This window comes from Amycolatopsis sp. CA-211722 (assembly GCF_056828465.1).
In genome coordinates this window covers 2,171,313-2,183,188 of the sequence record NZ_CP184752.1, presented here as the reverse complement: position 1 = coordinate 2,183,188, position 11,876 = coordinate 2,171,313, and the positions used below count along the sequence as shown (strand labels likewise).

Annotated in this window: 15 protein-coding genes; 3 read left to right on the top strand and 12 right to left on the bottom strand. The window is 69.1% G+C overall.

What is annotated here, in order from left to right:
• Window positions 1-359 precede the first annotated feature (359 nt).
• The 11 genes from ACOCEP_RS10770 to ACOCEP_RS10720 form a co-directional block, all read right to left on the bottom strand.
• Window positions 360-1,157, bottom strand: a complete 798-nt coding sequence (locus tag ACOCEP_RS10770) for an ESX secretion-associated protein EspG (protein ID WP_482337107.1) — start codon at window positions 1,155-1,157, stop codon at window positions 360-362.
• A gap of 96 nt (window positions 1,158-1,253) precedes the next feature.
• Window positions 1,254-2,588 carry a PPE domain-containing protein gene (locus ACOCEP_RS10765; protein WP_482337106.1) on the bottom strand — a complete coding sequence of 445 codons (1,335 nt, stop codon included), beginning with the start codon at window positions 2,586-2,588 and terminating at the stop codon, window positions 1,254-1,256.
• A gap of 3 nt (window positions 2,589-2,591) precedes the next feature.
• The gene (locus tag ACOCEP_RS10760) at window positions 2,592-3,191 is read right to left on the bottom strand and encodes a DUF3558 domain-containing protein (protein WP_482337105.1); all 600 of its coding nucleotides are present in this window, start codon (window positions 3,189-3,191) and stop codon (window positions 2,592-2,594) included.
• Window positions 3,191-3,595: a hypothetical protein gene (locus ACOCEP_RS10755; RefSeq protein ID WP_482337104.1), complete on the bottom strand. Its 405-nt coding sequence runs from the start codon at window positions 3,593-3,595 to the stop codon at window positions 3,191-3,193. Before ACOCEP_RS10755 ends, ACOCEP_RS10760 begins: the two co-directional genes overlap by 1 nt.
• 154 nt (window positions 3,596-3,749) lie before the next feature.
• Window positions 3,750-4,205, bottom strand: coding sequence for a 50S ribosomal protein L9 (gene rplI / locus ACOCEP_RS10750; RefSeq protein ID WP_005168124.1), 456 nt, complete (start codon window positions 4,203-4,205; stop codon window positions 3,750-3,752).
• Window positions 4,206-4,217: 12 nt separating this feature from the next.
• Window positions 4,218-4,466, bottom strand: coding sequence for a 30S ribosomal protein S18 (gene rpsR / locus ACOCEP_RS10745; RefSeq protein WP_005168122.1), 249 nt, complete (start codon window positions 4,464-4,466; stop codon window positions 4,218-4,220).
• Between the two features lie 77 nt (window positions 4,467-4,543).
• Entirely contained in the window at window positions 4,544-5,047 is a 504-nt protein-coding gene (locus ACOCEP_RS10740; protein WP_126734698.1) for a single-stranded DNA-binding protein, read from the bottom strand.
• A gap of 17 nt (window positions 5,048-5,064) precedes the next feature.
• Window positions 5,065-5,385 (bottom strand): 30S ribosomal protein S6, encoded by a 321-nt coding sequence (gene rpsF, locus ACOCEP_RS10735; RefSeq protein ID WP_016338288.1) that lies wholly within the window; start codon window positions 5,383-5,385, stop codon window positions 5,065-5,067.
• Between the two features lie 198 nt (window positions 5,386-5,583).
• On the bottom strand, window positions 5,584-6,465 hold the full coding sequence (locus ACOCEP_RS10730) for a hypothetical protein (protein ID WP_482337103.1): 882 nt from the start codon (window positions 6,463-6,465) through the stop codon (window positions 5,584-5,586).
• A 101-nt stretch (window positions 6,466-6,566) separates the two neighbouring features.
• Window positions 6,567-7,457: a hypothetical protein gene (locus ACOCEP_RS10725; protein WP_482337102.1), complete on the bottom strand. Its 891-nt coding sequence runs from the start codon at window positions 7,455-7,457 to the stop codon at window positions 6,567-6,569.
• A 123-nt stretch (window positions 7,458-7,580) separates the two neighbouring features.
• Window positions 7,581-8,390 carry a hypothetical protein gene (locus ACOCEP_RS10720; RefSeq protein WP_482337101.1) on the bottom strand — a complete coding sequence of 270 codons (810 nt, stop codon included), beginning with the start codon at window positions 8,388-8,390 and terminating at the stop codon, window positions 7,581-7,583.
• Between the two features lie 118 nt (window positions 8,391-8,508).
• On the opposite strand from ACOCEP_RS10720, the gene ACOCEP_RS10715 reads away from it, so the two are divergent.
• From ACOCEP_RS10715 to ACOCEP_RS10705, 3 genes are all read left to right on the top strand, one after another.
• Complete coding sequence (locus tag ACOCEP_RS10715) at window positions 8,509-9,288, top strand: deoxyribonuclease IV (protein ID WP_257483497.1); 780 nt, start codon at window positions 8,509-8,511, stop codon at window positions 9,286-9,288.
• Between the two features lie 193 nt (window positions 9,289-9,481).
• Window positions 9,482-9,991 (top strand): hypothetical protein, encoded by a 510-nt coding sequence (locus tag ACOCEP_RS10710; RefSeq protein ID WP_482337100.1) that lies wholly within the window; start codon window positions 9,482-9,484, stop codon window positions 9,989-9,991.
• Between the two features lie 44 nt (window positions 9,992-10,035).
• Window positions 10,036-10,371 carry a hypothetical protein gene (locus tag ACOCEP_RS10705; protein ID WP_482337099.1) on the top strand — a complete coding sequence of 112 codons (336 nt, stop codon included), beginning with the start codon at window positions 10,036-10,038 and terminating at the stop codon, window positions 10,369-10,371.
• Here ACOCEP_RS10705 and ACOCEP_RS10700 read toward each other — a convergent pair.
• Window positions 10,328-11,875, bottom strand: a complete 1,548-nt coding sequence (locus tag ACOCEP_RS10700; protein WP_482337098.1) for a glycosyltransferase family 87 protein — start codon at window positions 11,873-11,875, stop codon at window positions 10,328-10,330. The genes ACOCEP_RS10705 and ACOCEP_RS10700 overlap by 44 nt on opposite strands.
• Window position 11,876: the final 1 nt, after the last annotated feature.

Genomic DNA, 11,876 nt, shown 5'->3' with positions numbered 1-11,876 from the left:
CCCTTCTCGGCCGGACGGCCACCACGGTGTGTACCGGCCCGGCGGGCACGGTAGGCCCCCCGAAAGGACGAGCGCAATTTCGCCTGGGGACCGCCCTGTGGACAACCTGGGGATGACTGGGGGCAACCCTTCACAGGTGGCTCGAAGCCTGTGTACAACTTGTGGGCAACGCTGGGATGGTCTGACAAAAGTGCTGGTCAGGGCCTGTGGAGACACTGTGGAGAACTTTATTCACCTCGCCACGGCGTGTCGGGCAAAACTCGTCGTTCGGCGTGTCGCACGCGGGCGCACAGGGGTGCCCTGTGGATGAATGACACGGAGAGTAGACGGGTCATCCGCTCGGCTGAACGGAGCCGAAATCAGGACGCGAACAACCTGCCCTGTGCGCTCCGTAGTCGTTCTCCGAGAATCTGCTGGTCGGCGGGTGTGAAGGCGATCCTCGGTTCGCCACTCCCCGGTACCTCTTCGGTCAGCCACCGGCCCTCGGACGTATCGATGTAGTTCACCGGGCGTTCGATCCGCTGCCGCGCGCCGCTCCGGCCGCGGGCGGCGACGTAGAGGCTTCCGCTCCCCAAACGGCGTAACGCGAGGATGCGGCGAAGCTCGTCGGCCTCCTGGCTGCCGGCGCTCTGCCTTCCGCTGCGAAGGACCTCGAAGCCCTCCTCCTGCGCGGTCGACGAAGAGCGCGGTGCCTCGACCTGGCTCTTCGGGACGGCGACCGGCCGCCCGCGTCCCGGCGCGAGCTTCGGGATCTGGTCGAGGAACTCGGTGAGGAGCTCTTCCGGCCGCACCGAAGCGAGGGCGATGCCATCGTGCTCGCTGTGCCGCGCGAGGACGAAGCCCTCCCCGCCGGCACTCCCCGCGAGGAGGGTGAAGCTCAGCGCCTTGCCCTCGAACCCGCCGTCGACCCAGCCGTAGTACTCCAGCGACGGCCGGGCGATCGCTTCGAGAGTCGCCTTGAATCCGGGGTGCAGCCCTCGCGCGCCGAAGAGGCCCTGGCTCGCCAGCTCTTCGTTGGTCCGCTCGTCCTCGGTCCGCTGCGCGTCCTCGTCGAACCAGGTCGGCGTTTCCGACAGGATCGTGTGCGGTTCGCCGCCGCGGCGGCGGATCAGCGTGATGAGGGTGCCGGTCGTGATCGTGACCTGCTTGTCCAGCACCGGAACTGCCCCCTAGTCGTTCTTGTTCGTCCAGCCCGGAACAAGACAAGCCGGGCGCGCCCCAATCTTGGCACGCGCCCGGCCCGCTTGTGACGACTACTCGCCGATCACCGGCGGTGCGGTGAGTTCGTCGGTTCCGAAGATCTCGTTGGGATCGTCGCCGACGAGGAACTTGGAGCTGCGCTCCTCGTCTTCGCCGCCCTTGCCCCTGGCGCCACCGGCTCCCATACCGCCCATGCCGCCCATCATCCCGCCGGCGCCACGGCCCGCACCGGCGCCGCCACCGGCTCCGGCCGCGCCGCCACCCATGCCGGCGCTGCCCATCGCCCCCGCGTTGCCGGGCAGGGCCGCGCCACTCCCGCCACCGGGACCGAACCCGGGGCCGAAGCCGCCGTCCGGGCCGAATCCGCCCGCACCGGGGATGTCGGTGCCGCCGAAGCCGCCACCACCGCCTCCGCCGCCACCTGGGCCGAAGCCCCCGGCGCCGGGGATCTTCGGCGGGGTGTAGCCGGACGCGTTGGTCCCGTCGTCCCAGGACGGCGGCTTGTAGTTGCTGCCGGGGATGTTCGGGTTGTACTGCCCGCCGGGCAGGTTCGAGCCCGGCAGATTCGACCCGGGGAGGTTCGACCCCGGCAGGTTGCTGCCCGGAAGGTTCGAGCCGGGCGTGCCGATACCCGGCATGTTCGACCCGGGGATGTTCGGCGTGCCCGAACCGGGGATGCTCGGCATCGACCCGGGCGGCGTCGAGATGCCCGGCATCCCGTTGTGCCCGTTCCGGTCGCCCTGGCCGTTGCCGTCCTTGTCCTTGTCCTTGCCGTTTCCGCCGCCGTTGACGTCGACGTTCGTGTTCTGCCCCTCCATCTTGGAGTAGGTGGGCAGCTTCTTGCCGTTCTCGGAACTGGCCTTGAAGTACTCGTTGAACGCGTCGACGTTCGCTTGACCCTTTTCGTTGTAGTCCCGGATCGCGCGGTCGGTGTCGGTGGTCCACGGGGTGATGGAGTTGAGCAGGTTGTTCTTCGGCGGTTCCTTCGGGACCTGCTGCACCTTCGCCTTCACCGTGGTGAAAGCGGTGTTCTGCTCGCCGAGGTACTTGTCGGAGTCCACCAGCTTCTTGCCGGAGTCCTCCATCCACGCGCGCAGCGGATGCGCGCCGGACTGCTGCGCGGCTTCGGCGCTCTTACCGGTCCAGGCGGCGTCCATCTCCTTCGACAGGTTGTCGATGGTGGTCAGCCGTTCCTGGTAGCCGGCCTTGAGCCGGGTGGCCGCGGACTGGCCCTCTTGGATCGACCCGGTACCCGGACCGGTGACGATCTTCTCCCAGATGTTGTAGCAGTCGATCTTGCGATCGCCGCCGGACGCTTCGAAGTCGCCGGATTTCGTGGTCGCCAGGTTGTAGGCCGAATACCCGGCGATGATCGGCAGCAGGAACACGCGTCAGCCCTCCTTCAACGTCTCGATCATCGCTTCCCCCACCTTGAGCGCGACCGGGCACGGATCGCTCGCGCCCGGTCCGTTGTCGTACTGCACCAGGATGTTCACGGCCAGCTGGTCGGTCACGCCGACGAACAGGCCGCATTTGCCGTTCTTGCGGTGGTCGAGCGACGCGGCGTACACCGCCGGGTAGCCGGCGACCTCGGTCGGCTCGAAGTACTCGTTGTTGGCCTTCGTGTCGTAGACGTCGCTGAGGCCGTTCTTGTTCGCGAGCACAGGGCTGATCTCGATCTGGTTCAGCCGGTCTTCGGCGGCGAAGATCGAGCAGCCGGGACCGACGCTCGTGGTCCGCTGCTCGCCTTCGCCGAGACCGAGCTCGGTCCGCTTCGCGGCGGAAAGCGCGGAGCAGGCGTCACTCTCGATCGACGAGGTCTTCAACGGGTTCGACACCTTGGGCGCCGAGCCGGACGAGCCGCTCGACGCGCTCGGGGCTCCGGCCCCGGTCGTGTAGGACGGCTCCGACGAGGCGGTGCCGTTCTTGGTGCCCGAACAGCCGGCGACCAGCGCGCCCGCGGCGAGGAGGAGAACGAGGGAACGTCGCATCACACGGCCTTGTGCTTGTTGAGCGAAGCCTGCGTTTCGGCCTCGTTCGTGGCGATCTTCTGCTTGGCGGCGGTCAGCTGGTCGATGTAGTTCTTGACGTAGTCCTGCATCTTCTGGTTCTGCTCCAGGAACGCCTTGCCCGACGGGTTCGCCAGCTTCTCCCAGTCGCCGCTCGCGAACTCCTTGCCCGGCGCCTTGACGTTCGCCATCAGGTTCGCGTCGGCGTAGTCCCGCTTGAGCTCGGCCTGCAGGTCCGTCCACTTCTTGATGATGCCGTCGATCTTGTCCTTGTCGAAGGTGAACCCGCCGCCACCCCCGGCCGACGCGGGCTTGTCGGGATTGGCCGGCGCGGAGACCGTGACCTTCTCCTGCCGGTTCTGCTCGGCGTTGCTGTCGTAAGCCATGCGTCCAGATCTCCCCGTGCCTCGACGTCGAGTCTCGATAATGCCTTGATCCCCAGTCAAGCTTAAGACGTGGCCCGGCGGGGTGGGGTTCCCCGTAAAGCAAAGGGCGGGACACCTCCGGAATGGAGACGTCCCGCCCTGTGCCGAAGCGGTGTTACTTGGCCTTGACCTCGAGCCGCACGTCGACGCGGACGTCGGGGTGCAGCCGGGCGCCGACCGAGTGCTTGCCCACGGTCTTGATGTGGTCCTTCAGCTCGATGACGCGCTTGTCGAGCAGCGGGCCACCCGCGGCCTTGATCGCGTCCACGATCTCGGCGGTGGTGATCGAACCGAAGAGCTTCTTCGAGCCCTCGGCCGCCTTGCCGCTCAGCTGGATGGCGCCGAGGCCCTCCAGGGTCGCCTTGATCTCCTTGGCGTGGTCGAGGTCGCGGATGCGACGGCTCTCCTGCGCCCGCTTGATCGTGCGCACGTTCTTCTCCGCGCCCTTGGTGGCCACGATGGCGTAGCCGCGGGGGAGCAGGTAGTTGCGTGCGTAGCCGTCCTTGACCTCGACGATGTCGCCGGGCCCACCGAGGTTGGCGACGTCGGTGGTGAGAATGATCTTCGCCATTGACGTGCCTCCTTAGCGCGCGGTCGAGGTGTAGGGCAGCAGCGCCATTTCGCGGGAGTTCTTGACCGCGATGGCGATGTCACGCTGGTGCTGGCTGCAGTTGCCGGTCACTCGACGGGCACGGATCTTCCCGCGGTCGGAGATGTACTTCCGAAGCAGGTTGGTGTCCTTGTAGTCGATGTTCTCCGGGCGGCCCTTCTTCTCGGCCTTGCAGAACACGCAGACCTTCTTCTTGGGCTTGCGGATGGGTGGCTTGGCCACGGTATTTCTCCTGGATTTCTACGTAGTGGTTGTCTCGCGGCGTCTCGCGGAGCTTTCGCCCGCGGTGGATCGCCTGATCAGAAGGGCGGCTCGTCGGAGAAACCGCCGCCACCGCCGCCACCGGCGGGCGGGGCGGAACCCCACGGGTCGTCGGCGGGCGGGGCGCTCTGGCCACCGCCGCCACCACCGAAGCCGCCGCCACCGCCACCGGTGCCACGGCTGACCTTGTTCACCTTGGCGGTGGCGTAACGCAGCGACGGGCCGATCTCATCGACCTCGAGCTCGACGACGGTGCGCTTCTCGCCTTCCTTGGTCTCGAAAGACCGCTGCTTGAGGCGCCCCTGCACGACGACCCGCGCGCCACGCGTCAGCGACTCGGCGACGTTCTCGGCCGCCTGGCGCCAGATGTTGCAGCGCAGGAACAGGGCCTCGCCGTCCTTCCACTCGCCGGACTGACGGTCCAGCGTGCGCGGGGTGGACGCGACGGTGAAGTTCGCGACCGCCGCACCGGAAGGGGTGAAGCGAAGCTCCGGGTCGGACGTGAGGTTGCCGATCACCGTGATGACGGTGTCTCCAGCCATCGGGAAAGTCCTTCGGCTCAGGCCTTGGCGGCGGCGGTCGCGGCGCGCTTGATCTCGCGGCGCATGACCTTGGTGCGGAGCACGGTCTCCTGCAGGGAGAGCTGACGGTCCAGCTCCTTGACCGCTTCCGAAGTCGAGTTCAGGTCGAGGAGCGCGTAGATGCCCTCGGCGTGCTTCTTGATCTCGTAGGACAGCCGGCGACGGCCCCAGACGTCGACCTTCTCGACGCTTCCGCCCGAAGTGCGGATCACGTTGAGGAAGTTGTCCAGGGTCGGGGCCACCGTACGCTCGTCGAGCGTGGGGTCCAGGATGACCATTACCTCGTAATGGCGTGACACAACCACTCACCTCCTATGGGCTCGCGGCCACGGACTGTCCGTGGCAGGAGGGTTTGTCCAGGTAAGCGTACCTGGCGGTGCCGACGCTCCCGCTCCCGGCCCTGGAGAGCGCCGAAGGGGACTTTCCCCGCATGCGATGCGACGAAAGTCCCCTTCACCACGTCTTATGCGGGGATGGTCCCCTTCAGCGCCCGGCGGTCAGGAGACCCGGCGCAGGACCCAGGTGCGGACCAGCGCGGCGGTCACGCCGGCGAGCACCAGCACCGCGAGCAGCATCGGCAGCTGGACGTCACCGCCGGGCATGCCGTCGGTCGCGAGCGCTTCGGCGTTGCCCGCGTTGCGGACGTCGGGACCTTGGCCGGCTTGGCCCTCGGTGCCGTACTGCGGGGCGCCCTCGCCCGGGAGCGGGCTGTTGGCCGGGTAGCGCACGCCCGGAGCCACCGCGACACCCGGCTGCGCGACCGGGAGGTTGCCGTAGTCGCGCGGCGGGGCGTAGCCGGTGCCGTTGCTGCCGCCGGTGAGCAGGTTCGTGTTCGGCGGGAGGGCGTTGGTGCCGCCGCCGGTGCCGCCCTGCTGCGGGGCGGTGGTGCCCGGCGTCGGCAGGGTGGGGGCGACGTAGTTCGTGGCGACCGTGGTCAGCCCGCAGCTGCCGGCGACCTTGTGCTCGATGGAGTTCAGCGTCTTTTCCGGGTTCAGCCCGAGACCCCAGGACTTGGTGTCCTTGACCGCCTGCCGCACGGCCGCGCCGATCGCCTTGCCGTCGATCGAACCGCCCGCGGCGTTCGGGACCGTGCCGAGGTCGATCTTGTTGACCTTCGCGATGTCGTTCGCGGCGACGTCGTAGAGCGCCAGCGTGCCCGCTTCCCGCGCGCCCGCCCGCACCAGCTCCTTGACCGAGGTGCCGGTGATCGCGACGGTGTCGCCCATCCCGCCGTTGACGGTGCCGCCGCACGCGTTCGCCAGCGTGGTGGCCGCCGAGGCGGTCCCCGCCGTCAGGAGCGCGCCACCGGTGACCATGGTGGCCAGCGCGGTGACGGTGAGCGCCTTGCGGGTGGTCTGCCAGATGGTGGTCTTCCGCACGGGCGCGATCCTCCGGGTCGGTGGGGGCGTGTGGCAGTGCATGAGGAATCACTGCGACGGGGATAACGAGGGAGTGACCAGAAAGATACTAGGCGGTAGGACTAACTTGTAGCGGCCATTCGGCGGAGCACCCAGGTGCGGACGAGCCCCGCGCTGACTCCGGAGAGTGCCAAAACGGCGATCAGCAGCGGCAGCTTCCCGTCCTGAGTGAATCCGTCGCTCACGCTGGGTAGCGCTTCGGCCTGTCCCGCGGCTTGGACGTCCGGGTTGCCGTCCTGGTTTTCGGTCGCGACGCCGAACTGCGGCGCGTAACCCGGGATCTGGCCGCCGTACCGGAGGCCGGGCGACGGGCTGAAGAGACCGGCCGTCGCCATCGGGATGGAGCTGTAGTCGCGCATCGGGGCGTAGCCCGTGCTGATACCCCAGGGCAGGCCGCCGAAGTTCGGGGTGAAGGTGCCGGGCAGCAGCGGGCTGTTCGCCGCCGGGATGCCGCCTTGCGTGGGAGCGCCGCCCTGCGCGGGAGCGCCCGGGCCACCCGTCTGGGGGCCGCCGCTGCCGGGGGTGCCGGGAGCGGGCTTTCCCGGCTGGGGCTGGGTTCCGGGGGCGGGCTTGCCGCCGCCGGTCAGGGCCTGGGTGGTGCCGGTGACCGCGTCGTTCAGCGCTTCCGCGGCGGGCGCGCCGACGACGGGGACCGGCGCGACGACGGTGTTCACCACGGTCACCGTCACCTTGCAGACCGTGCCGAGCAGCGCGTTGATCGTGCCCGTCAGCACCCCGGAGACCGGGCCGGCCTGGCCGAGGTTGAGCGGAATGCCGAGCAACGGGGTCTTGCCGAGGATCGTGTCGCCTGGCTTGGCGGTCACCGATCCACCGCAGGCCGCGGTCTTGGTCTCGGCGGCGGCGGCCGTGCCGGGCATGGCGAGGGCGGCCGAACCCGCGAGAATGAAGGCCGACGCACCCAGGGCTGTCGCCCTCCGTGTCCGTTCGCGCATGCCTTCGACTCCTCCGTCGTCGGGGTCACCTACCTGCACAACGACGCTAACGGAGACGAGTAACGCCCGCTCACTCGAAGAAGTCAGGCATTCGAGTGGAAGCGGGCGTCACTTACGGTGAAATCAGGCGGGCTTGCCCCGGAGCCAAGCGCGGACCAGGGCCGCGGCGACGACGGCCAGCGCCAGCACCGCGAGCAGCAGCGGCAGCTTGGCGGGGGCGACCGGCGCCTGGATGGCCTGCGCGTGGCCGGCGTCCTTCTCGTCGACGGTCGGCGGCGGCACCTCACCGGGGATGATCTCGGTGATCACCGGCGCCTGGACGAAGCTGCCCGGGAGCAGCGCCGCGTTGCCGATCAGGCCGGCGATCGAGTCGCCGCCGATGCCGGTAGAGGAACCCGGGCCGGTCTGGACCGGGAGTTCGCTGCCCGGACCACCGGGCTGGCCCGGCCCGGGCGTCGGCGGTTTGGGTTCTGGCCCCGGCTCGGGGTCAGGACCCGGGCCGGGCCCGGGTCCAGGCCCAGGCGGGAGCGGCAGTTCCTCCGCGACGCCCTGCGTCAGGTTCCCGACCGCGTTCACCGCGCCCTGCGCGGGTTCGCAGACACCCTGCGCGGCGAGGTCGCCCACCGCGTTGTCGGTGAGGCCGGTGGTCTTGACCAGATCGCCGACCGGCAGCGAAAGCAGCGGCTTCCGTCCTTCGGCGGTCTTGGCCTTCGAGTCCAGGCCGACCGTCAGCGCCTCGGGCGAATTCAGCGGGGCGCCCGCGTCGAGAACGAGCCCGTCGGCGGACTTCCCGTTCTGCAGTGTGGCGGCGCAGTCGCCGGAAAGGGTCGGATTCGGTTTCTCGGCGGCCGTCGCGGTCATCGGGAACGCGAGTCCGGCCGTGACCGAAAGCGCGAATCCCCAAGCCGTGATCCGCCCGGCAGTCTTCCCCATCGAGTTCGTCCTCCGCCCCTCAGGACCCACGCGGTTTAACGGAACGCGCTCACGCTACCCCACGAGCGTGACGACCTGGCCCGCGCCGGGGAGAATCGCCCAGGAGTACTTTGCCACCATGAAAATCGGTGCCCATGTCCGCGACGACGATCCGCTGGCCGCGGTCGCCGAGCGCGAAGCCGAAGTCCTCCAATTCTTCCTTTCCGACCCGCAGGGCTGGAAGGCTCCCAAACCCCACCCGCACGGTGAGGCGATCAAGGAATCGCCGGTCGAGGTGTTCATCCATTCGCCGTACCTGATCAATGTGGCCTCGATGAACAACCGCATCCGCATCCCGTCGCGGAAGAACGTCACCCAGCACGCGAACGGCGCCGCCGCGATCGGCGCGAAAGGGCTCGTCGTGCACGGCGGCCACGTCGGTGCGGGCGAGGACGTCGAAGAAGGCCTCGTCAACTGGCGCAAGCTTTTCGAGCGTGAACAGGAAAAGGGCGGTTTCGCCGTGCCGATCCTGATCGAGAACACCGCGGGCGGCGACAACGCGATGACCCGCGACCTCGACACGATCGCCCGGCTCTGGGACAAGGTCGGCGAATTCGGCGCGGGTTTCTGTTTCGACACCTGCCACGCGTACGCGGCGGGCTGGGACCTGACCGAGGCGGTCAAGAAGGTCAAGGCCATCACCGGCCGGATCGACCTGGTGCACCTCAACAACTCGCGGGACGAGTTCGGTTCCACCCGGGACCGGCACGCCAACGTCGTCGGCGGTGACGGCACGATCGATCCCGAGGTGCTGGTCGCGGTCGCGGCCGAGGCAGGCGCTCCGGTGGTCGTCGAGACCCCGGCCGACGGACAGGCCGCGGACATCGCCTACGTCCGGGAGCGCGTCGCCTCCGCCTGACGTCGCGTTGTGGTGTCGCGAAAGCCACTTTCAGGGCATCAGACGTCTCGAAAGTGGCTTTCGCGACACCCAGGCCGGGGGGTCCGGTGCTACTCGGGCGGGAGAGCGTTCCCTCTCCAGCGGGAGGGCCGGGCACGCCGGACGCGGAAGGCTCGATTCCAGCCGGGACACACCCGGTACTGGAGGGAAAGCCATGAACATCAAGTCGAAGATCGCCGCGGTCGCCGTGCTCGCCGCCGCGGCGGGAACGCTGGGGGCGACGCAGGCGACGGCGGCTCCGTCGGCAGGCTCGGCCGTAATCGGGTCGGCGGGCGGACCGCTGACGTTCCTCGGTTACGACAACGACCCGGTCCGCTTCGATTTCGCCGCGTTCGGCGAACCCGGCAAGTCCTCCGGCCGGTTCCACGTGAATCACGTGACCAAGGACGGAAAGCTCGTCGCCGACTTCGACGGCAAGGTCGACTGCGTCTCGCGGTCCGGAAACCTCGCCATCCTGACCGGCGTGATCGAACGCGCCGACATTCCCGGTTTCCCGCTCGAGGTCGTCGGTCGCCGGGTCGGCTTCTCGGTCCAGGACGTGCCGCGCGGGCATGACCGGATCGGCTGGAGCTGGGCCTACGGCGGCGTCGAGCACGATGTCCTGCCCTGCACCGGGCCGGTGCCGTTCTTCGAAACGACCACGGGCGGCTACCTCGTACGCTGAATCGGCTTGACCCTCACGCGGCGGGAGGGTCGAACCTGTGCCGCATGAAGAATCGGACCGTGTACCGGGCGGAGGACGGCGAGCACGTCGGCTACGTCGTCCCCGCGCCGGAAACCCGTTGGCAGGCACTGACCGTTTTCGGCTACCCGCTCGGCGGGCCCGCCGCCTTCGACGACTCCGTCGCGTTGCTGGAGGCCGAGGGGCTGGCCATCCTCGCCGAGCGCTGGTCGGTCAAACAGGGTGACGAATGGGTCGCCTGCAGTCTGGTCGAGACGTCGCCCGAAGCCGTCATCGTGCGAATCGACGACTTCGGGGCCGACGACTTCGGGAAGCACGTCAGGCTGGAACGTCCTGGGCCCGAGGTGCTGAAGCGCGTTTGACCGTCCGCGCGTCGGGGGCGCCGTCGAGGAAACCGCCGATCGGATCGTCGTCCCCGGCGGCGCGGACGAGGTCTCGGCGCGGCCGGTGGATCTCCCGGATCACCAGCGCGCAGAGGCCGACGACCGCGAGGTCGCGGACGACGACGGCGCCGAGGAACCAGTCCTCGGGCAGGCCTTTGTTGTCGACGCCGAGGTAGTACATCATCCGCGGCGCCCAGACCAGCGCGTCGAGGATCATCCAGCCGGCCAGCAGCCGCCAGCGTGGGATCGCGAGCACCGCCAGCGGCACCAGCCAGAGCGAATACTGCGGGCTCCACACCTTGTTGGTCAGCAGGAACGCGGCCACCACGAGGAAGGCCAGCTGGCCGAGCCGCGGACGGCGGGGCGCCTTCATCGCGACGTACCCGATGCCGGCGCAAGCGGCGAGGAACAGCACCGCGACGACGGCGTTGAGCACGACCGGTGTCTGCCCCGTGGCGAGTTTCCCGTCGAAACCGGCCCAGCCGGAAACGTGGGAGATCACGTTGTAGAGCGAGTCGGGGTCCATCGGGCGCGCCGTGTTGAGCCGGAAGAACTCCCACCAGCCGGTCGGCGCGGCGAGCGCGAAGGGGACGTTGACCACCACGAGCGTCGCCGCGGCGAGCCCGGCGGTCAGCGCCCATTGTCTGACCTTGCCCGCGCGCAGGCACAGGAAGAACAACGGGATGAGCAGCAGCAGCGGATACAGCTTCGCCGCCGCGCCGAGGCCGAGCAGCAGACCCGCGACCTCGGGACGGCGCCGGGCCCACGCGAGCAGCGCGGTCGCGGTGAACGCGGTCGCGATGGCGTCGAAGTTGGTGAAGACGTGCACCATCGCCAGCGGCGAGATCGCGACCAGCGCGGCGTCCCACGGGCGGCGTTTCAGTGATCGGCCGGTCGCCCACACCGTGACGAGCCAGGCCAGCGCGAGCCAGAGCGCCGAGATGTTGAAGTACACGGCCACCGGGAGCGCGCCGGGCAGCCAACCCGATTCCGCGACCGAGAGCCAGGCTTCGGTGAGTTTCGCGTTGATCCACTGGAACAGCCCGGTCGCGACCGGGTACTCCATGTACCGCGTGGTCTCCTTCGCCGTTCCCGCGTCTTCGGTCCACGAAGTCACGTACGGGAAGGTGTCCGGATCGTTCAGGCGCTCGGAACTGTAGAGCGGGATGATGTCCGAGTAACACATCGCGACGAACGGGCGGCCCGCCCGCCAGTCGAGCTGATGGGTCCCGGAGTCGTCGGTGTACTGCTGGATGCACGACGCCTTGCCGAACCAAGAGAGCACCAGCGCGAGGCAGGCCAGCAGCAGCCCGACCCGCTGCGGAGACCAGAACCAGTGCCGCCCCACGGCCGCGTGTTCGCCGAGCGGGCCGCCGATCGGCCGGGTGGCCGCGGCCACGAGCGGTTCGTTCCAGCTCGGGATGACCCGCTCGCCGGGGGTGAGGGAGAGCGGAGCCTCGGGCTGGGTCGTCTGGTCGGACACG

Excerpts from the sequence above, each read along its gene's own strand:
- ACOCEP_RS10760 (WP_482337105.1), bottom strand. The coding sequence starts at position 3,191 with ATGCGACGTTCCCTCGTTCTCCTCCTCGCCGCGGGCGCGCTGGTCGCC.
- ACOCEP_RS10755 (WP_482337104.1), bottom strand. The coding sequence starts at position 3,595 with ATGGCTTACGACAGCAACGCCGAGCAGAACCGGCAGGAGAAGGTCACG.
- rplI (WP_005168124.1), bottom strand. The coding sequence starts at position 4,205 with ATGGCGAAGATCATTCTCACCACCGACGTCGCCAACCTCGGTGGGCCC.
- ACOCEP_RS10740 (WP_126734698.1), bottom strand. The coding sequence starts at position 5,047 with ATGGCTGGAGACACCGTCATCACGGTGATCGGCAACCTCACGTCCGAC.
- ACOCEP_RS10725 (WP_482337102.1), bottom strand. The coding sequence starts at position 7,457 with ATGCGCGAACGGACACGGAGGGCGACAGCCCTGGGTGCGTCGGCCTTC.
- ACOCEP_RS10720 (WP_482337101.1), bottom strand. The coding sequence starts at position 8,390 with ATGGGGAAGACTGCCGGGCGGATCACGGCTTGGGGATTCGCGCTTTCG.
- ACOCEP_RS10715 (WP_257483497.1), top strand. The coding sequence starts at position 8,509 with ATGAAAATCGGTGCCCATGTCCGCGACGACGATCCGCTGGCCGCGGTC.
- ACOCEP_RS10710 (WP_482337100.1), top strand. The coding sequence starts at position 9,482 with ATGAACATCAAGTCGAAGATCGCCGCGGTCGCCGTGCTCGCCGCCGCG.
- ACOCEP_RS10705 (WP_482337099.1), top strand. The coding sequence starts at position 10,036 with ATGAAGAATCGGACCGTGTACCGGGCGGAGGACGGCGAGCACGTCGGC.